Annotated in this window: 22 protein-coding genes; 10 read left to right on the top strand and 12 right to left on the bottom strand. The window is 68.1% G+C overall.

The window, feature by feature from the left end; translation table 11 throughout:
- Positions 1-35: 35 nt before the first annotated feature.
- The 3 genes from NBT82_RS16300 to NBT82_RS16290 form a co-directional block, all read right to left on the bottom strand.
- Positions 36-776, bottom strand: coding sequence for a bacteriorhodopsin (locus NBT82_RS16300; protein WP_251329154.1), 741 nt, complete (start codon positions 774-776; stop codon positions 36-38).
- Positions 773-3,094, bottom strand: coding sequence for a methyl-accepting chemotaxis protein (locus NBT82_RS16295; RefSeq protein WP_251329153.1), 2,322 nt, complete (start codon positions 3,092-3,094; stop codon positions 773-775). Before NBT82_RS16295 ends, NBT82_RS16300 begins: the two co-directional genes overlap by 4 nt.
- 81 nt (positions 3,095-3,175) lie before the next feature.
- Positions 3,176-4,279: a DoxX family protein gene (locus NBT82_RS16290; RefSeq protein ID WP_251329152.1), complete on the bottom strand. Its 1,104-nt coding sequence runs from the start codon at positions 4,277-4,279 to the stop codon at positions 3,176-3,178.
- 114 nt (positions 4,280-4,393) lie between these two features.
- On the opposite strand from NBT82_RS16290, the gene coxB reads away from it, so the two are divergent.
- The 5 genes from coxB to NBT82_RS16265 all read left to right on the top strand — a co-directional run bounded on the left by coxB (position 4,394) and on the right by NBT82_RS16265 (position 8,560).
- Positions 4,394-5,155 carry a cytochrome c oxidase subunit II gene (gene coxB, locus NBT82_RS16285; RefSeq protein ID WP_251329151.1) on the top strand — a complete coding sequence of 254 codons (762 nt, stop codon included), beginning with the start codon at positions 4,394-4,396 and terminating at the stop codon, positions 5,153-5,155.
- A gap of 4 nt (positions 5,156-5,159) precedes the next feature.
- Positions 5,160-7,667, top strand: a complete 2,508-nt coding sequence (locus tag NBT82_RS16280; protein ID WP_251329150.1) for a cbb3-type cytochrome c oxidase subunit I — start codon at positions 5,160-5,162, stop codon at positions 7,665-7,667.
- Positions 7,664-7,924: a cytochrome C oxidase subunit IV family protein gene (locus NBT82_RS16275; protein WP_251329149.1), complete on the top strand. Its 261-nt coding sequence runs from the start codon at positions 7,664-7,666 to the stop codon at positions 7,922-7,924. Before NBT82_RS16280 ends, NBT82_RS16275 begins: the two co-directional genes overlap by 4 nt.
- Before the next feature lie 108 nt (positions 7,925-8,032).
- Complete coding sequence (locus NBT82_RS16270; protein WP_251329148.1) at positions 8,033-8,263, top strand: hypothetical protein; 231 nt, start codon at positions 8,033-8,035, stop codon at positions 8,261-8,263.
- Positions 8,264-8,365: 102 nt separating this feature from the next.
- Complete coding sequence (locus NBT82_RS16265) at positions 8,366-8,560, top strand: hypothetical protein (RefSeq protein ID WP_251329147.1); 195 nt, start codon at positions 8,366-8,368, stop codon at positions 8,558-8,560.
- 8 nt (positions 8,561-8,568) lie between these two features.
- On the opposite strand, the gene NBT82_RS16260 is transcribed toward NBT82_RS16265, so the two are convergent.
- The 5 genes from NBT82_RS16260 to NBT82_RS16240 all read right to left on the bottom strand — a co-directional run bounded on the left by NBT82_RS16260 (position 8,569) and on the right by NBT82_RS16240 (position 11,920).
- Positions 8,569-8,889 (bottom strand): DUF7410 domain-containing protein, encoded by a 321-nt coding sequence (locus NBT82_RS16260; protein WP_251329146.1) that lies wholly within the window; start codon positions 8,887-8,889, stop codon positions 8,569-8,571.
- 20 nt (positions 8,890-8,909) lie between these two features.
- The gene (locus NBT82_RS16255; protein WP_251329145.1) at positions 8,910-10,301 is read right to left on the bottom strand and encodes a hypothetical protein; all 1,392 of its coding nucleotides are present in this window, start codon (positions 10,299-10,301) and stop codon (positions 8,910-8,912) included.
- Between the two features lie 12 nt (positions 10,302-10,313).
- Positions 10,314-10,724 (bottom strand): hypothetical protein, encoded by a 411-nt coding sequence (locus NBT82_RS16250; RefSeq protein WP_251329144.1) that lies wholly within the window; start codon positions 10,722-10,724, stop codon positions 10,314-10,316.
- Positions 10,725-10,779: 55 nt separating this feature from the next.
- Positions 10,780-11,283, bottom strand: a complete 504-nt coding sequence (locus NBT82_RS16245) for a DUF6789 family protein (protein ID WP_251329143.1) — start codon at positions 11,281-11,283, stop codon at positions 10,780-10,782.
- A 220-nt stretch (positions 11,284-11,503) separates the two neighbouring features.
- Entirely contained in the window at positions 11,504-11,920 is a 417-nt protein-coding gene (locus NBT82_RS16240; protein WP_251329142.1) for a DoxX family protein, read from the bottom strand.
- A gap of 221 nt (positions 11,921-12,141) precedes the next feature.
- Here NBT82_RS16240 and NBT82_RS16235 point away from each other — a divergent pair, with 221 nt between their 5' ends.
- Positions 12,142-12,483, top strand: a complete 342-nt coding sequence (locus NBT82_RS16235) for a winged helix-turn-helix transcriptional regulator (protein ID WP_251329141.1) — start codon at positions 12,142-12,144, stop codon at positions 12,481-12,483.
- Here NBT82_RS16235 and NBT82_RS16230 read toward each other — a convergent pair whose 3' ends face one another.
- Positions 12,484-12,828 (bottom strand): hypothetical protein, encoded by a 345-nt coding sequence (locus tag NBT82_RS16230; RefSeq protein ID WP_251329140.1) that lies wholly within the window; start codon positions 12,826-12,828, stop codon positions 12,484-12,486. It abuts the gene before it with no gap.
- An 85-nt stretch (positions 12,829-12,913) separates the two neighbouring features.
- On the opposite strand from NBT82_RS16230, the gene hemE reads away from it, so the two are divergent.
- Positions 12,914-13,921, top strand: coding sequence for a uroporphyrinogen decarboxylase (gene hemE / locus NBT82_RS16225; protein WP_251329139.1), 1,008 nt, complete (start codon positions 12,914-12,916; stop codon positions 13,919-13,921).
- Here the strand turns inward: hemE and hemG are convergent.
- The gene (hemG, locus tag NBT82_RS16220; protein WP_251329138.1) at positions 13,911-15,209 is read right to left on the bottom strand and encodes a protoporphyrinogen oxidase; all 1,299 of its coding nucleotides are present in this window, start codon (positions 15,207-15,209) and stop codon (positions 13,911-13,913) included. The two genes, hemE and hemG, sit on opposite strands and share 11 nt — an antisense overlap.
- Positions 15,206-16,255 carry a ferrochelatase gene (gene hemH, locus NBT82_RS16215; protein ID WP_251329137.1) on the bottom strand — a complete coding sequence of 350 codons (1,050 nt, stop codon included), beginning with the start codon at positions 16,253-16,255 and terminating at the stop codon, positions 15,206-15,208. The genes hemG and hemH overlap by 4 nt, the downstream gene beginning before the upstream one ends.
- 470 nt (positions 16,256-16,725) lie before the next feature.
- On the opposite strand from hemH, the gene NBT82_RS16210 reads away from it, so the two are divergent.
- From NBT82_RS16210 to NBT82_RS16200, 3 genes are all read left to right on the top strand, one after another.
- Positions 16,726-16,908 carry a hypothetical protein gene (locus tag NBT82_RS16210; RefSeq protein WP_251329136.1) on the top strand — a complete coding sequence of 61 codons (183 nt, stop codon included), beginning with the start codon at positions 16,726-16,728 and terminating at the stop codon, positions 16,906-16,908.
- A 52-nt stretch (positions 16,909-16,960) separates the two neighbouring features.
- On the top strand, positions 16,961-17,824 hold the full coding sequence (locus NBT82_RS16205) for a hypothetical protein (protein ID WP_251329135.1): 864 nt from the start codon (positions 16,961-16,963) through the stop codon (positions 17,822-17,824).
- 82 nt (positions 17,825-17,906) lie between these two features.
- Positions 17,907-18,545: a hypothetical protein gene (locus tag NBT82_RS16200; RefSeq protein WP_251329134.1), complete on the top strand. Its 639-nt coding sequence runs from the start codon at positions 17,907-17,909 to the stop codon at positions 18,543-18,545.
- A gap of 6 nt (positions 18,546-18,551) precedes the next feature.
- On the opposite strand, the gene NBT82_RS16195 is transcribed toward NBT82_RS16200, so the two are convergent.
- Positions 18,552-19,199 carry a hypothetical protein gene (locus tag NBT82_RS16195; protein WP_251329133.1) on the bottom strand — a complete coding sequence of 216 codons (648 nt, stop codon included), beginning with the start codon at positions 19,197-19,199 and terminating at the stop codon, positions 18,552-18,554.
- Positions 19,200-19,215: the final 16 nt, after the last annotated feature.

The following is a 19,215-nucleotide window of genomic DNA, read 5'->3' as shown; positions in this document are numbered from 1 at the left end:
GCCGAGACACTCGGGAAAAAACGAGATCGCGGGCGTCAGTCGGCGGTTCCCGAGTCGGCGTCCGGGGCGCGCTCGACCGTGACGGCACCGGCGGCGGCGGCGCCACGGTCGACGTCGGCGAGAGCGTCCATGCCGTCGACTGCGAGCGCGACGAACGCCGCCTTGCTGATCAAGTCGAGGTAGGCGACGACCAGCATCGTCATGTCACGGGTGAGCAAGCCGATGCCCGACGGCGCCAGGACCCAGACGACGGGGTACAGCGTCCAGAGCGCGATCGTCAGGTTGCGAAGCGTGACGAAGAGGATGCGCGCCCGCTCGCTGGAGAACGACGCTAGCCGGGGAATGCGGGCGTAGAGTTCGTACACCAGCACCCCGAAGGCGGCGAGACCGCCGGCGAACGCCAGCCAGCGGACGGTCCCGGGTACGGCGACCGCGACGGCGCCGAGGACGAGTAGCGTCACGTCGGCGACGACGAGTCGCGTGAGCGAGCCACGGCCGGTGTTCCCCAAGAGGGAGAGAAAGAGGAGAATGAGCGGGGTCGTGAGCAGCCAGTCCACGTATCGCGGGAGTGAGACGACCCGTCCGGAGACGACGAGGTCTCCGATCCCGAACGCCATCAGCGCGTACGCCACGGCCGCGATGCCGGTCACGCCGGCGAGGACGAGGTAGTGGGTGCGCCGCTCGGGATCGTTCCCCAGCCCCCACAGCGGCGGGAGGGTGCCGAGCGCCATGCCGACGGCGCCGATTGCGGCCCACGTCGCGGTCGAGCCGATCATCGGCGCTCCCCCTCCGTGTGGCCGCCGTCACCGATCGCACCGGCCGAGGAACTCCCGTCCGCCGCGTCGGCCCCTGGCGAATCGACCTCGAAGTCCGCGAGTTGTTCGCGCAGGCGGGCGGCCCGCCGTGTCAGTTCGTCGGCCGCGTCGTCCACCTCGGCGAGGGTCCGCTCCTGTCGACTGGCGGTGTCGGTCACGCCGGTGGCCTCCTCGGCAGTCTGCTTGCTGATGGCCGCCACCTCGTCGAGGCTCCCGACCACCCGCTCGGTGGAGTCGGCCTGGCCGTCCGTGGCGTCGGCGATCCCCTGGATACTCGTGTCGATCTCCTCGACGTAGTCTGCGATACGTTCGAGCGCCTCGATGGCTCCCTCGACGGTCTCGACGCCCTCGGCGACGCGCTGGCCCGTCTCCTGGGTGCCTTCGACTACCCCTTCGGTTCGCTCCCGGACGGATTCGATGCGGGCCTCGATCTCGCTCGCGGACTCTTTGGTCTCCTCCGCGAGGTTCTTGACCTCGTCGGCGACGACGGCGAACCCGTCGGCGTCGCCGGCCTCGCCGTTGGCGTGAGCGGCCTCGATGGAAGCGTTGAGCGCCAGCAGGTTCGTCTGCTCGGCGATGTCGGAGATGACGTCCACGATCTCGCCGATCTCGGCCATCTCGTCGTGGAGTGCCTCCACCTCGGTCTGGGTGTCCGCCGTCGTCTCCTCGATCCCGGCGAGTTCCTCGACGGCCGCCTCGGCGGCGGCACGGCCGTCGGCACCCGCCTCGGCGGCGTGTTCGGAGGTGTCCGCGACCGTATCGACGGTCGCCGCGATTTCTTCGGCGCTGGCCGAGAGATCGTTTACCTCCCCGGTCATCTCCTGAAGACTCTCGGTCTGTGTGCGCGCCCCGTCGGCGATCTCCGCGACCGCCTCGTTCACTTCCTCGCTCGCCGCCTTGACCTCGGCCGCGTTCCGGTCGACTGCCTCGGCGGCGTTGGCCACCTCGGCGCCGAAGGTCTTGACCTCGCGGATCGTCGACTCGATGGCCGAAACCATGTCGTTGAACGCGACTCCGATGGTGGCCATCGCGTCGTTCGAGTCGCTCACGTCGATCCGGCGGGTGAAGTCGCCGTCCGCGACGTCTTGCATCACCTCCCCGTAGGTCTCGGCGGTGCGTTCGAGGCGTTCGTTAGTCCGGGTCGCCTCCGCGCGGGCCGCCTCCGCCTCCGCGCGGGCCGTCTCCGCCTCGTCGAGCGCTTCCTCCGCCTCGTCGATGCGTTCTCGGAGCGAGGCACGCATCTGATCGAACGACCAGTAGAGCTGTCCGATCTCGTCGGTTCGGCCGGTCGTCAGGTCGACGTCCAGATCGCCCGTCGCCATCGCCTCGGCCTTCCCGGAGAGACGCCGCAGGGACAGGGAGGTCCGACTGCCGATGGTGACGCCGATCAGCGACAGCGAGATGACGGCCACGAGAATGAGTCCGACGATGCCGGAGACGATCCCCCGCTGGACGGCGAAGGCCTCGGAGGCTGGCTCCGAGACGACCACCGCCCAGTCGGTCGTCTCCATCGGCGCGGCTGCGACGGCGCGGCCGTCCCGCTGGACGAACGTCGCCCCATCGAACCCCCCGTCGGGAACGGTCGTCGACGTCTCCGCCGCCCCGGTGCCGATCAGGTCCGTCTCCGGGTGCGCGATGATCGTCCCGTCCTCGCCGACGACGACCGTCCGCCCGGCGTCGCTCGCGCCGGCGAACTGGCTCACCTGCGCTTCGAAGTCGACCATGTAGACGAGCAACCGATCCGACCGCCCCTCGACCGGCGTCGCGACGGCGACAGTCGTGAAGTCGACGACGTTCGGGCGGAACGGATCGGTGACCAACACGTCACTCGACCCCTCGAACGACACGTCTTCCTGGGCGAACGGTGCGCCCTGGGCGCGCGCGTCGACACCGACGAGTTCGTCGTTGGAACTCGTCACGATGGTGCCGGACGTGGCGTCGACGTAGTGGACCGCGGCGACGCCCGGCGGCGCCCGCTCGTCCCGAACCAGTTCGTCGAGATACGACTCGACTGCCGCCCGGTCGTCGCTCCGGAGTGCCGGGTGGTCCGAGGCCACCCGGGCCTGGGTCGTCAGACCGGTGAGCCACGCGTCGAGCTGTGCCGAGCGCTGTTCCGTTCGGTCCGTCATGTGGTGTTCGACGTCCTCGCGCAACTGGGTCGACGCGTTGGCACTCACCACACCGCCGACGGCGACGGTCAAGAGGAGTGCTGCGACGAGCGCGGCAGCCAACTTCAGCCCGTACCGCTCTCGTATATGATCCAGAAGGGGAATGGCCATGCCTACGTCCGGGTAGTGAAGCGGTTATAATAACCGCACCCCTCACAGTACAATATCTGATAATCGGCTGCCGGCTGCGAGTCAGTCGGACGGGGCGGCCGGCCCGTCGTCGGTCAGCGGGGTGGTGCCGAAGCGTGCCCGGAGGCGGGGGATCACCGACCGGTCGAGCGCGACCGGGCCACTGCCCGTGATCAGGAGTGCCGAGGAGAGCCCGAAGAGGGTGACGTGAGCGAGCACCGGGTCGTCGGGGAGGCCAAAGAGCGTGGTCGTGAGGATGAGAAAGCCCGCGCCGGCCGCGCTCCGCGTGAAGGTGCCGGTGAGGATACAGAGCCCGACGACGAGTTCGCCGAGGCCGGCACCGAACACCCACATCTCGGGAGCGACGGGCAGGACACGCGTGAGCTGATACTTCTCGACGACTTCGAGCGCCCGGCCGGGGTTCAGCCACTTCTCCGTCACGCCGAGGTAGGCGAAGTTGAACCCGAGAAAGAGACGGATGAGGAGGGGCGCAACGGCTTTCTGGACGCCGAGTGCGGCGAGGATGTCCCCCGGCGTCGTCAGGTCGCGGAACCGACTGGCGAGCGTGCCGTCGGTGAGCACCAGTCGTCGGAAGAGGAGGTCGGCGCTCGGCTGTCCGGGACCGACGACGAGAATGCCGAGAAAGCCCGCGACGTACTCCGAACTCAGGAGAAGCGTCGGGAAGTGCGTCGCCAGCCCCACGGCGTACGCCACGAGTCCCGCGGCCGCCGCCAGCCGGGTCGCGAGGCCAAAGAGGAGGAGAAACGCCAGCGTAATCTGGAGGAGACGCGCCTCGGCTGGCACCGCAGGCGAGAAGAGATATCCCCCGAACCCGGCGCCCATGAGCGGGAGGCCGGTGGCGAGGCGTAACAGCCAGCCGAGATACGGCTGGTACGAGCGGAGCGTCCGCCGCAGCACGGTCACGTCCGCCAGGTGGTCACCGTACCGGAGCCACCCCGCCGTCGCGACGGCCACTCCCGCGCCCCCGGCGCCGAGGAGAACGAGGTTGAGCGGGGCCGAGAAGACGGCCGTCAGGAACTCGACGGCGGTCGGGCCGTCGCCGCCCCCGTCGGTCACGTAGTCGACGTGGGCCGTGGCCGGACGAGTGGCGACGGCCGCCGCGACGAGCGCCGCCGCCGCGACGCGGCGTGACCGGGCGTGCCTCATTATTTCGTCTGACGCAATCGGCGATAATAAAGTCTCGGCCGCGGTCCGGTGTCGGCGGCGATCCGGGCGAAATGTTTACATAACAATAATTAATATAGTCTAACATTACGGGCCATGTTCCCCGCCGATCGTCTCCCACAGGGGCTCTTACAGTCGTCGCTGATCCCGAGAGGCGCACGATCGGAGATCTTTCAGGAGATCTACGTCGTCTTTCTCGTGTTGGGGACGGCCATCGGCGTCGTCGTCGTCGCGTACATGCTGCAGAAGGCGTACCGGTATCGGGCGGCAGCGGACTACACGGTCGACGACCGCGAGCGGCCGCGGGTCGGCGAACTCCCGACGGGTGGCGGCGGCGGCCGAAAACTGTTCGTCTCGCTGGCTCTCAGCGCCGTCGTCGTCGTCTCGCTGATCACGTGGACCTACTTCACGCTCCTGTACGTCGAAGACCCAGCGCCGACGGAGACCGAGGAGGCACTGGAGATCGAGGTCGTCGGCCACCAGTTCTACTGGGAGTTCGTCTATCCCGACGGCCGTTCGGTGGCGGGAACCCTCCGCGTACCGGAGGATCGACGCGTCCGGTTGCGGGTGACCTCGGCGGACGTGTTCCACAACTTCGGCGTGCCGGAGTTGCGGGCGAAGGCCGACGCCATCCCCGGCCAGCGAAGCGAGACGTGGTTCGTGGCCGAGGAGACGGGGACGTACCGGGCGCACTGCTACGAACTCTGTGGGGCCGCCCACTCCTATATGGACGCCGAGGTGCGGGTGATGGAGCCGGCGGCCTACCGGGCGTGGTACGCGAACGGGAGCGCGGAGGGAGGGAACGCGAGCGCGACGGCGGGCGTGAACGCGACCGATCGCGTCCGTATCGGAGGGTAACCTCATGTCAGCATCCGACTCAGCGACCGACGGCTCGACCGCGCGATCGGACGGAGGAATCGCCCGCGAGGGGGCGAGTGACCCGGTAGACCACGCGTTCCCCCCGAAGGCGTCGATCAAGCGCTGGTTCGTCACGACGAATCACAAGGACGTCGGCATCCTCTATCTCGTCACGTCGCTGCTCTTTCTCGCCATGGGGGGCGTCCTCGCCCTCCTGATGCGGGCGCAACTGTGGGTGCCGCGAGCACCCGGAACGGGTCCGCTCTCCGCGCTCGCGTACAATCAGGCCGTCTCCGTCCACGGGCTGGTGATGGTGTTCTGGTTTCTCTCGCCCTTTGCTTTCGGCTTCGCGAACTACGTCGTGCCCCTGCAGATCGGCGCGAAGGACCTCGCCTTCCCGCGGCTGAACGCGCTGAGTTACTGGCTCTACCTGGCCTCGGGGCTCCTCCTCGGCGTCTCGTTCTTCCAGGGCGGATCGTTCGCGGGCGGGTGGACGATGTACGCGCCGCTGAATCTGCCGGCCTACACCCCGAGCGTCGGCGGCAGTTCCGCCATCCTCGCGTTGATGCTTTTCGTCGTCTCCGTGACCGTCGGCTCGGTGAACTTCCTGACGACGATCCACCGCATGCGCGCGGAGGGCCTGACGCTCCGTCGCCTCCCGCTGTTTACCTGGACCATCCTGCTGACGGTCTGGATGATGCTGTTTGCCTTCGCGGCGCTGCTCGCCGCGCTCCTGATCCTCTCGGCCGACCGGCTGCTCGGGACGACGTACTTCGCGACTGAGGCCGCGAACGGCTCGCTCCTGTGGACGCACCTGTTCTGGTTTTTCGGCCACCCGGAGGTCTACATCGTCTTCTTCCCGGCGGTGGGCGTCATGGCCGAGACGTTCCAGACGTTCACCGGACGGCGACTCGTCGGCCGCAAGTGGTTCATCGCCTCGATGGTGCTGGTCGCCCTCCAGAGTTTCATCGTCTGGATGCATCACATGTTCCTCACCAGCATCAACCTCAGTATCAAGACGCTCTTCATGGCGACCACCATCGGGATTTCGCTGCCCTTCGACCTCATGGTGTTCGCGCTCATCTACACGATGGTCAAGGGGCGCATCCGGTTCAAGACGCCCTTCCTCTTTTCGTTCGGTGGCCTCCTCCTGTTCATCGTCGGCGGGATCACCGGCGTGTTTCTGGGTGCGGTCGTCCTCGACTACGAGTTCCGGGGCACCTACTGGGTGGTCGCACACTTCCACTACGTGATGGTCGGCGGCGTGACCGCGCTCGTCGGCGGCCTCTACTACTGGTATCCGAAGATCACGGGGCGGATGTACGACGAGTTCCTCGGCAAACTCCACTTCGCGACGTATTTCGTCGGGTTCAACCTCCTCTATTTCCCGATGTTCGTCGCCTGGGAGACGCCCCGACGGGTCTTCGAGTACGAGGCCGGGATGACGCCGTGGCACCAGCTCGCGACCGTCGGGGCGGTCGTCTTCGGCGCCTCGTTCCTCCTCATGTTCTACAACATGGTCGTCTCCGCCTACGCCGGTGAGCCCGCCGGGGACAACCCCTGGACGTACGCGTCGACCGCGGAGTGGGCGGTCGCGTCGCCGCCGCCGCTGGAGAACTTCCCCGGGCTCCCGAGCTACGGCGACGGCACCCTCCGATTCCTGGATCGGTCCGCCACGGCCACCGCGGGCGGCGAGGCGGGGGAGGTGACCGACGGCGGTGCCGCCGCGAGCGGCCACGGCGAGGACCACGCGAGCGTCTGGCCGTTCGGCGTCGGCGTCGCCGCCTTCCTCGTCTTCTTCGGCCTCTCGGGGCTCGAAAACGGGGCGTTCCCGACGGGGACGATGGGGCCGGTCTACGCCGTCACGCTGGGACTGGGCCTCGTCGCCACGCTCGCGACGCTGGTCGGAATGGGATACGAACGGTTCCACGGACCGAGCGGTCCGTTCGGCGAGAGCTGGCCGTTCGAGGGGGTCGACAACCTCAAGACCGGTGTCTGGATCTTCCTCGCGTCGGACGTGGTGCTGTTCGGCGCGTTCATCGGCGCGTACGTCTTCCTCCGGTTTTCGGTCGGGTGGACGGGATGGGAGCCGATTCCGGAGAACATCGGACCCGGGCTGATCAACACCTACCTCCTCCTGACGAGCAGTTTCGCGGTCGTGCTCGCCCTGGAGGCCGCCGAGCGACGGAACCGTCTCGGAGTCGTCGCCAGCCTGGTGACGACGCTCGTCCTCGGGATCGGCTTCCTCGGCAACAAGGCCATCGAGTGGGCCCACCTCTTCGGAGAGGGCGTCGGGCTCTCGTCGAACATCCGAGCGTCGACGTTCTTCCTGACCACCGGGTTGCACGCCGCCCACGTCATCACCGGGCTGGTGATCGTCGCCTACCTGCTCCCGCGAGCGTGGCGGGGCGCGTATCTCGACGACGCGGGACCGATCGAGCACTTCGGGTTGTACTGGCATTTCGTGGACATCGTGTGGCTGTTCCTGTTCCCCCTGTTTTACATCCTATGACCAGGCTCAAACTCTATACCGCGATATACGTCGTCCTGTTCGTCTCGGCGACGGTACAGGTGCTCGTCGAAGGGGCCGGGCTCCCGTACGGGCGGGCATTCGCGCTCATCATGGCGCTGTCGTTCGTCAAGGCCGCCGTCGTCGCGGGCTACTACCAGCATCTCCGGTGGGAGCCGCGGTCGCTCACGTATCTCGTCGGACTGGGGCTGCTCGCGGCGCTGGCGTTGACCGTCGCCTCGACGTACTCGATCACCTGAATCCGTGTTCACACCGTCCACTGCCGCCGTTCCTGCCCGCGTCGGGACCGTGTGCCGCGTCGCGCGCGACGCCCGTGGCGGTCGGCCGCCGTCGCGACGCACGGGGCGATGCCGATGACGACCGTGCGGGCACGGGCCGTGTGGGCGCTGCTGTTCGGGCTACCGATGGGCGGCGGCATCGCCCTGGCGACCGCACGGACCGCCGGGACCGGGCTCGCCGATCCGCTCGTCGTCGGGGCGGGCGGGACGGCGGCGCTCCTCGTGGCCGGTTTCGTCTTCGGCGCGACCCACCGTGGCGCGACGGAGACGTCCCCCGACGCCGGCTATAGTAGCGATTGAACGTCATTGCACAGCTGATCGCAGTACGGTGTACGATCGGCTGAGCAAGCAGTTTCAATCGCTACTATAGCTTTATTCGGCCGGACCACGTACCGTGCTACCATGGACCGTTCGGGAGTTGCCTACGGCGGGGTGCTCTGCCTGCTGATCGTCGGCGTCGCCGCGCTACTCGCCGGCGAGTTCTTCCACGGCGTCGGCTATCTGGTTCCCGTGGGCGGCGGTCTCGCGCTCCTCGCCGTGGGGGGACTGACGGCCGCAATCGCGCGGTCGCCACCGCCGACGCGGGCGGACGGCTGATCGCCGCGCTACAGGAAGCCGCCGCCGAGGGCGATCATATAGAGGAGGACGGTGATCGTATAGAGGACGCCGATCGCCGCGACGACCCGCAGGTGGAAGTAAAACAGCGCGTCGCGTTCGGCCTCGCGGGCGGCCGCGTACGCGTCGCGCTCGACCGCCGAACAGGCCTCGGCGTGGCGCTCGCCGACGTGCAGGTCGTGAGCCTCGCGCTCGGCGAAGGGGCGACGGCAGTAGGGACAGACGGCGGCCACGGTCTCGTCGGCGCGGACCGCCGTCTCGGGGGTCGTGACGGTCCCACGCGCGTCGCCGCGGTCGGCGTCGGGGAACACGAAGGAGGTAGGCACGGGCGTCACAAAAAGGCGGGGGTGACGGTCGGCTGGCCGACGATCCACGCGCTGGTCATCGTGTAGCCGATCATCACGCCGACGAGCGGATACTGGCTCCGTATCGGCCGGAGGACGCCCGGGAACAGGTCCATCGCGAGGGCGTGTGCCACCCAGACGGCGAGCAGGTGGCCGGCGACGACGACCCCGACCTGGAGCGTGCCGAACCACGCGGGCAACACGGCGACCTGGACCGTTCCCCCGCCGAACGGGTCGGCGAGGGCGGCGGCGAGGGCGGGCGACAGCGTGAGGAAGTAGCCGAGGAAGTGAGCGAGATGATAGCCGGCGGCGATGGGGAGGAGTGCGGGCGCGAACCGGCGGCCGATGGCGACGGGCGCCAGCAGGCTCCCGGCGACCGACCGGGACCGGGCGACCGCGAGCCGGTAGGCGCCGAGGAAGCCGGCGAAGCCGACGAGCAAGGCGAGCAGGTAGAACAGCCACACCAGAGGCCGGCCGGCGAGTTGAAGCGGGGCGAGCGGTGCGAGGAGGCGGCGCGCGAACGCGTTCCACGCGGGCGTCGTCACGAGGCCGTCGAACGTCGTGGCCCAGAGGAGGGCGACGACGAAGGCGGTCGCGCCGGGGTCGTCGGTGGTCGGGTCGGTGAGCGCGGCGCCCGGGAGCCGCACCCGGAGGTCGACGCCGGCGACCACGGGGGGATCCTCGATCCGGCGGTCGAACTGGACCGGCGCGACCCGTCCGTAGAGGCGGAACACCCGCGACACCGGATCGACCCGGCGAAACCACGTGACGACGCCGTATCTTCGCGCGCCTGCGAGTGTGATCGCGGTGTAGCCGAGGATCAGGGCGACGAGCGCCCGCGGGACGGTCGCGAGCGGACTGACGACCTCGATCCACACCAACGCGAGCAGGAAGCCCACGCTCGGCCACGCCCCGTACCGCCTCGGGAGGACCCGCCGCCCGGTCGTGGGAAGCGAGCGAGCGAGCGTTCGCCAGGGGTTCACCGCCGGCCAGGTGTTCCCGACGAGATAGGTCGACATCGCGTAGCCGGCCCACCAGCCGACCCAGACGACGAGGACCGCGAAGTTCGCGGTGGGAGTCGCGGATCCGGCGGCGCCGGACACGAGGACGGCGGCGAAGGTGACGACGCCGGCCGCCGAGAGCGCGGCGGCGACGCCGCGGTGGAGCGAAACGGGTGTGGGGAGGCGGGCGTACCAGGCGTTGACGGCACGGATGGCCGCGTGGTCGGTCAGGAGGCTGGTGACGAGAAAGGAGGCGCCGACGAGGACGCCGCCGGTGAGAACGGTGAGCCACGGGGGGACGGGCGCCGCAGTGACGGCGTCGCTCAGGCCACCGACGTGGAGTGGGGGCCCGACCGGGTCGGGGATCGCAGTCGACATGGGCCCGACGGGTCACCCGACCAGGAGTTGCACCGCGACGACGCCGATCAGGACGACGCCGAACAGCCACACACTCAGTCCAACGGCGTGTGCCCGGGGGAGCCCACGGAGGCGCGCGAGGCTGTACACACCCCAGGCGAAGTAGCCGAGGATGGCCGTCGCCAGGGCCACGACCGCGACCAGCGCGGTGTCGACGACCGCCGTGGCGACGAGGAAGACGGCGAGAAGCGCAACGAGGCCGAGGCCAACGGTGTCCGAACGGACGGTCGACGACCCCGCCACCGTACCCCCGGCGAGTCTCGGGACGCGACGACTCGACGGCCGATACGTCGCCTCACGCCGGATCCGGCCGACCGACGCGGCGGTCCCGACCGCCAGCAGTCCCATCACGACGGAGACGAGCAGGAGTTCTCGGGCCGACATACGTGTTCACTCGCAAGAATTTGTTTTACTCTGACAAGAAAGTTCGGGTCGGACGTCAGACGGCGTGTTCCGGAATACCGGTGAGTCGTTGCATCACGAGTCCGAGGACGGCGCCGTAGATCCAGTGTGACACGAGCGTGACGACCACGAACGTCGCGTTGATGAACACGCCCCCGGCGGGCCAGAAGATGTAGACGAAGCCGACCCAGAAGAAGGAACTGATGGTGGCCCCGCGCAGGTATCGGGGCTGCTTCGGGGGGAGAAACGTCGCCGTGACGATGAAAAAGAGCGGGAGGACGACGACGCCGCCGCCGCCGAAAAACAGCAGCCCAAGGGTGGCGTCGGCCTGTGAGATGACGAACTCGGCAAGCCGCGCGAGCGACTCCAGTTGGAAGATGCCGAGCAGAATCGGGACCCCGGCGATCAGCGGCGACATAGCGATGAGGCCGGCGGCGCCACCGACGAAGGCGCTCGTGATGCTCCGCAGGGACAGTGGTTCCTCGCTCTCTCCAAGGGCCGGTTCCTCGACGGCCGTCTCCGTCCGAGGCTCGTTGGCCATACATCCTTCATGGTTCTTCATGGAAATAATTGTTACTGTGATAACATTTTAGCCGGTGAGACGTCCGGAGCGGCGTGTTACGGCGATCAGAAGCGATCTCACCCGATCACGTTCGGGTGAATGGTCGGTCGGCACCGATCACGTTCGGGGCCGGGCGACGACCGGCCGTCGGTTAGGGTATCGTGAGGCGAACGCCCGCGGATTCAGCCACGGGAGGCGATCAGAGTCCGACGTTCACGGCGAGCGGCCACGGCTCGCTCGCGAACACGAGGAAAGCGAGCGAGCCACCGAGGAGGGCGGCGTTCTTGAGGAAGTTGTTGAACTCGTCCTGGTACTGTTCCTCGGGCGCGTTCCAGAAGTCGTGCATCGTCGGCGTCGCGACGGCGAGGAAGACGGCGAGGGCGCCTGCCGCGAGCGTCGGGAAGACGCCGAGGACGATGCCAAGCCCGCCGGCGATCAGGAGGCCACCGGAGGCCGGGACGCCGAGCGACGCCATGGGAATCCCCTTGGACTGTGCGTAGCCGATCATGCCCTCCGCGTTCTGAAAGTGGTTCAGTCCAGTGAAAGCGAGGACGGCGCCGAACAGGAGGCGGGCGAGTAGGAAGGCGACGCCCGCGCCGGCGGTGTCGAAGGCCATCAGGCGATCACCTCGGGACGGGCGGTCGTCCGGAGCGATGCGTCGGCAGTGGATGAGCGGATCATCGTATCGACTCACAAGACCTCGACGAATATATACGTTATCTGACATTGGTGTCACCGGGTGACGCGGATGTTACCGGGGGCCGTTCCCAGCGTAGTAACACTCCGACACCTGATTCGTAGCGTAACTGCTAACCGTCCGAGCGGCGACAGGTAGATATGGCGATAGAGACGGGAACCGAGGACGCGGAGACCTGCTATGTCATCGACTCACTCGAACAGATCGGCTCCCAGTGGCGGTTGGCGGTCCTCCACGACCTGCAGGGCGGGGAGAAGCGGTTCAACGAACTCAAGCGGTCGACGGGTGCGAGTTCCCGGACGCTCTCGCGGGTCGTCGACGACTTACAGGAGATGGGCTTCGTCGACCGGCGACTGGAGGAGGACGCGCCGGTGGCGACGTACTACTCGCTGACCGAGAAAGGCGAGGCGCTCTGTCCGGTGTTCGACGCCATCGGCGACTGGGCGAGGGAGTGGGTCGCCGAGGAGGAACTGGGTGGCTGATCAGTCGTCGCCCCGGTTCCGCCAGGCGACGGCCGGCCCGGCAAGCAGGAGCAACACGCCGACGACCGCGACGAGGGTCCAGACGGCGTAGAGCGATCCGCCGGCCGCGGTAGCCTCTCTGGTGGCCTCCGTCGTCGACGGATCGTTCAGGAGGAGCAACGCCTTGTCCTGGGGCATCACTGCCGGATAGGTGCGGTCCGGCGACACCGAAAAAAAGCGGATGAGATGCGGCGACGTATCGGGAGGGACCGATATCTCGCGACCGTAGCCGCCGACGATGACGGCGATGAGTCCGAGCAGACTGATGTCGAGGGGGGAATCACCGATGAGCAGCCGTGAAGTCATGCACGCGCTACGGGACCTAGCCACATATACCGTCGGCCGGGACCGATTGCGACATACTTAGCCGGCCTCGGCCCAACCTCCGTCCATGACGCACCTCCTCGTCCGCGCGGCACGGGGCGAACGAACGGAGCGCCCGCCCGTCTGGCTGATGCGACAGGCCGGGCGGCATATCCCCGAATACCGGGAGATCCGCGCCGATTACGGGTTCCGCGAGGCTATCGAGACGCCGGAGGTGGCCACCCGGATCACGCTCCTGCCGTGGGAGCTGTACGAACCGGACGGGCTGGTGATGTTCTCCGACATCCTGACCGTCCTCGAACCGCTGGGGTTCGACTATCATCTCGAGAGCGGGGTCGGCCCCGTCGTCGAGAACCCCGTCGACGGGCCTGCGGACGCCGACCGCCCCCGCGGATCGGTGGCCGACGACCTCGGTTTCGTCGGCGCGCTCCTCGACAACCTGGTCGAACGGGTCGGGTCGGAGACGGCCATCATCGGCTTCGCCGGCGGCCCCTTCACGCTCGCCTCCTACGCCGTCGCCGGCGGCACCTCGCGCAACCACGGCCCCGTGCGACGCTTCCGGGCTCGCCACCCGGAGGCGTTCCGGACGCTGCTCTCGGCGTTCGCCGACGTGGTCCGGGAGTATCTGGAGTATCAGGCCGACCACGGCGCCGACGTAGTCCAGCTATTCGACACCTACGCCGGCGTGCTCTCGCCGGCCGACTACCGCGAGTTCGTCCTGCCGCTCCACCGCGAGATCCTGTCGGACCTCTCGGTGCCCTCCATCGTCTTCGTTCGCAACATGAGCGGGCGACTCGACAGTCTGGAGGCGACGGGCGCCGACGTGGTCGGCCTCGACTGGACGGTCGACATGGCCGACGCCCGCGAGCAACTCGGCGACCGCCCCGTGCAAGGCAACCTCGATCCCCAGTACCTCTTCGGATCGCCCGACTTCGTTCGCGAGCGGACGACGGAGGTCATCGACGCCGCCGGACCGCGCGGCCACATCCTCAACCTCGGCCACGGCGTCGACCGCGATACCCCCGTCGAGTCGGTGCTGGCGTTCGTCGAGACGGCGAAGTCGATCAGCCGGTAGTCGCGACCGGCGCCGTATTGGCCGCGTCGGCCCCCGCGAACCGTTCGGCCAGCCGCTTTGCCTCGCGGATTCGCGCCGGGACGCCCATCCGCCCGGCGTAGTTCGACGCCAGCGTGATCTCCTCGGGGAGGTCGACCGACTCCATCGCCGTCCACGACCCGTCGTAGGCGGGGATGCCGCGCGGGTGGCGCGTGACGTTCACCACGTCGGCGGACGCGCCCATCACCGTCTCGAACTCCTCGGCCGCGATGTGCCCGAGTTCGTCCGCCGGGCGGTCGACCAGCCCCGGATTCTCCATGCCGCCGAGAAAGCAGGTGTAGACGCCGTCGCGGTCGAACAGGCTGGCGTTCCAGGTCACACCGAGGGTGTGGAGCGGGTCGTCGTGGCGCACCTGATAGCCGTAGCCGTCGGGATCGGCCTCCGAGACGAGGTGGACGTACGCGAGCGGGTTGTAGTAGAGGCGGCGAAGCGCCCGGGCGCTCCCGGCGTCGACGTCCGCTAGCAGCCCCGCCGCCACGTCGGCCCGTACCGTCACGACCACGTGGTCGACGGTCCGCCCTCCCGCCTCGGTTTCGAGTCGATACCCCGTCCCCTCGGGGACGATGCGCTCGACCGCCGTCCCCAGTTCCACGCGATCGGCGTTGCGCTCGTAGAGTGCGCGGGGGAGTTGGACCATCCCGTCGGCGAAGGAGATCGGGGGCTGGCGCTCCTTCCCCTCGAGGCGCCGGTTGACCGCCGCCCACACGAGACTTCCCGAACGCTCCATCTTGCGGACCGTCCGGAGGGCGTACTTCCCGGGCATCTCGGCCGGATCGGAGCCGTAGATGCCACCGAACAGCGGTTCGACGAGGTTGTGGTACGCTTCGGTGCCGAACTTCCGGACGAAGTAGTCCGCTGCCGTCTCGTCGTCGCGGGCGCCGCCGGTCAGCGGCTCCGCGAGCAGGCGGAGTTTGCCCCGCGTCGAGAGCAGGTCGGTCGACAGGAACTCCCGGGGGGAGAAGGGCACTCGCCGAAGGCGGCCGTCCGCGTAGACGTACAGCGGGAGGTCGGTGTCGGCGACCAGGAGGTCCGACCGGAGGCCGCAGTCGTCGACGAGCGCCTCGATTTCGGGCGTCAGGCGGGTGCGCTGGGGGCCGTGTTCGAGCACCCGTCCGTCGACCCGTTCGGACCCGATGACCCCGCCGGGATCGGCCGACGCCTCGTATGCCACGGCGTCGACGCCGCGCTCGCGACAGTACTGCGAGAGCGCGAGCCCCGTGATGCCGGCGCCGACGATACCGACCGTCATTCGTCGTGGGGCGCGTTCAGACACATCGTCCCCGGAACGTCCCGACACTCACACTGCTGGAGACCGGCGTACGACGGATCGTATCCTGCGACGAACGGCTCCACGAGGTCCGCGAGCGCGCCGACGAACCGCTCGTCGTCGTAGGGGATGGGGACGCGGTAGAACTCCAGGCCCGCCGCCTCGGCTTCCTCACGCAGTTCGACGTCGAGTTCGGAGAGCGTCTCGCTCTGTTCGTGCATGAAGCTGACCGGTTCGACGACGACCCGGTCGGCTTCGACTGTCTCGATGACCTCCTCGACGTCGGGTTCGGTCCACGCCACGTCGCGGTTCTCGTGGTTCTGGTAGCCAAGTGCGTAGTCCGGGGCGTCGAGGGCCGTCGCCACGACGCCACAGAATTCCTCGACGTACTGTTCGTAGCGACTCCCCTCGTCGAGGTAGTACTGGGGCGTCCCGTGAGCGGAGAAGACGAGCTGCGTGCCGTCCCCCAGCGAGAGATCATTCTCGTTCAGGAACGAGCGGATGTTGTCGATGCGGACGCGGGTGTACGCGGGGTGTTTGTGCCAGCCCGTCAGGCCGTCGACCGACACGTCCCAGCCCACGTCGTCGAGCGCCTCGTCGAGTTCGTCGAGCGACTGGACGGTCGTCGAGGGGCCACACAGCGGATAGACCGGCAGGCCGATCAGGTGGTCGACGCCGTCCGCTCGGGCGCGCTCCACGGCGTCCGTGATGAACGGCTCGGTGTACTGCATCCCATAGTAGGTCTCGACGTCGTAGCCGCGGCGGTCCAACTCCTCGGCGAGCATCGTCGCCTGCGTGGTCGCATGGTCGATCAGCGGCGACCCGCCGATCGCTCCGTACTCCTCCATGAGACCGGGGGCGCGGCGCCCGGCCAACTGGCTGGCGCGCTCCCGTGCCTCCGCCTCGGTCGTCTCCTCGCCTTCGATGTCCATGTTGGCGAAGAAGATGCGTTCGAGGTAGTCGACGACGACGTCCCGGTCCGGCTCCGCAGGTTCACCGAAGTTGAGTAACACGATCCCGGTGGTCATGCGCTCGACCTAGGGACAGGTCGGTACAAAACCTGTCGGTCGGGCCGACGACCCGGGGGTAGACCCGAACATTTAAGTAACGGTCCGTCCGGACGGGACGCCGGTCCGCGGAACACATCGGCCGGGTCGGATCGTCCGCGGAAGCGACCGACCGAGAGATCGACCGTTCGATCCGTGAGATCGAGTGCCGGTTCGGCCGAATCGCCACGAAACACCCACCCCGGCTGATCGGCGGCGAGCGGGTCGTCCCCCGCGAAGACGACGTCCGCCGGCGCGGTGACCCCGTCATCGACGAGTTCGACCCCGACGCCCGATCGGTCTGGAGTGGTGGCCGACGTATATCGGTGGTTAGAACCATCCGAAACCCGACGAATAGAACGTTTTGGAGAAATCGACACCGATCTCGATGAACCGTAGAACCCCCCGGTATGCTCCCGATACCTAAGCCATATGACGCCAAACGACACGCTATGAGTTCCGAACCAGCGAGCGATCGAAAGGGGAACGGGGAGACGGGAATCACGCCGTCGGCAGGCGAGACGATCGAGCGACACCTTCACGCCGCGCTCGACGACGCGGAGAATCCCGAAACGCGGTTCCACCTCCGGCAGGCGCTACAACTCGTCGAGGCCCTCGACGATCCCGGTCCGTAACCGTCGTCGGCAGTTAGTAATCGTTATACGCGGGGTGGACTAGGCCCCACGTATGCAACGACGCGCTGCGGCCATCTACGTCGCGTTCTTTATCGTCCTCGGCGCGGCGTCGTACTCGCTGATCGCCACGGCCACTGCGCCGACGGTCGAGTTCGACAACCCCGATCACAGGCTCGCGCAAGGGGACGAGTTCTCGGTCGAGAACCGCCAGTACACCGTCACGACGATCTCGGCGGAGATGGAGGGTGGCGGCGGCGGCCACGGCGGTGCGGCGAGTGTCACCCGCTCCGGACAACTCACTTGGACTAACGACTCCGCCCGGTACACTCAGACGTGGGAACACGACGCCACCGTCACCTACCAGGGAGAGGATTACCGGGTCGTCGTCGTCCAGGAGGAAGACCCCACGACGTTCGGCCTGGAAGAGGTGATCAACCGGAGCGCGATCCTCCGGAACGACTCCGCCGCCCGCAACGAACTCGTCACGGTGAACGGCACGGAGTACGTCGTCCGCGAGACCGACGGCAACCGCACGCTGACCCCGGCGAGCGAGTACTTCCCCGAACCGGCGTCGACCCAGTACAGTGAGGGCGACTCGCTGCCGTACCAAGGGAACACGACGACGGTCAGCAGCGTGTCGAACGACAGTGCGACGCTCGCGTGGACGGCCCCCCGGACGAACCCCGTCGACGTCGGCGACGAGGCCAACGTCACGCTGAACGGCCAGCAGTACTTCGCGTACTTCCCCGACAACAGCACGCTCGTGTTGGAGAGCGACTACGGCGTGTATCAACGGCAGACCGCGGAGATCGACACCTACCACGAACACGTCAACGGGTTGTGGGGAATCTCCATCGTGAGCTTCGCGACGGCGATCATGCTGCTCGGCATGGCCTACATGCCCTCGCGATACTGACCACTGACGGCCCGTCTCTTCCTGCCGCAACGTCGCCGCCACGCGGCGGAACCGTTTTTTGACCCGTCTCCAATTATAGACCATGAAAGTCTGGATCGACCCGAAGGAGACGGCGGCCGGCACATGGGGGACGTCAGAGGTCCCGTCCGATACGTCGGGATCGCCGGCCGTGCCCGTCATCGAGCGTGCGGTGGGGACTCGGTATCCGATCCAGTACGCGGACGGGGCTTTTCTGACGCCGAAGACGGCGGAGGGGACGGACGTCCCGGGACCGGGTGGCTACGCGCGACTCCAATTCAACTGCGCCGTGGACGGTGCCGGGACGATCAAACTGACCGCCCGTGGATACCGGTGGGGCGATGACGAGTCGGCCATGCGGTTCAAATCCCTGTTCTCGCGGGAGCCCACACCGACGGAGACGATCCCGTTCGAGTCGTACGAGCGGTGGCTCCGCTCGCAGCACGGCGTCGTGAAGGGATTCGTGGAGGGCGACGAGTACATCGACTTCGAACCCGCCGAGGAGGAAATCGAGGAAGGCCGCGATCAGTGTGCGTGGGCGGACCTCCGGTGGGCCGTCCGGCTACGGCTGGCCGAACTCGAACTCGTCAGAAACCCGGCCTTCGCCCGCTACCGGTTGCAGGAGCGCGACGAGTGGGAGGCAGTGCGGGGCACGCTCCGTTGGAAGCCGACGGCCTTCGGCGACGCCGAGAGCGAGACGTGAGGTGGGTCAGCCGCCGCGGACGGGGATCTTCGCCAGTTCGACGCGTCGTTCGACCGTCTCGACGGAGCCGCCGCCGTAGAGGAGGGCGACGACCTCGACGGCTCTCGGGGTCGACCCCGCGGGGATGGACCGTTCGGCGGTGATGGTACGGCTCTCGGACGGCGCCAGGCGATCGGTACTCGTCCGTCCGGAGACGGTCCGGCCGTCGTCGAGGTGGACGCCGAGCAGTTGGAACTCGTAGTCGGTGTCGCCGGTGTTCCGTACGTCGACGGTCAGCGAGAGCGGCCAGCGGTCGCCGTCGATCTCCCGAAGGACGGCCGAGGCGAGGGTTTCGGCCCGATCGGTCTCCGGAAGCATGTCGTCGCCGACGGCGACCGCGTCCGAGCCGACAGTGGCCGTCGCGGTGTCCTCACCCGACGATCCCCCGCCGCCGCCGCCGAACTGGTTCCGGAGGAGACCGAGGAACGTGAGCCCCTCGACGAGGATCGGGATGCCGATCCCGAATCCGACGAGCAGCCGGATCAGCGTCCGTTTCGAGAGGCCGCCGACCGCCCCGTGGTCCGTGTCCGGAGTTGGACCGTCCGCCGTCCGATCGTCGGCGCCGCTCTCGGTACCGTCGGTCTCGTCGGTTCCGGTCGGAAGGTCGTCGGTCACGAGTGGATGGAGGGGA

This window comes from Haloplanus sp. HW8-1 (assembly GCF_023703795.1).
Taxonomy (GTDB): Archaea; Halobacteriota; Halobacteria; order Halobacteriales; family Haloferacaceae; genus Haloplanus; species Haloplanus pelagicus.
Note: the sequence above shows the minus strand (reverse complement) of the source record. Positions and strands in the feature narration are given on the sequence as shown.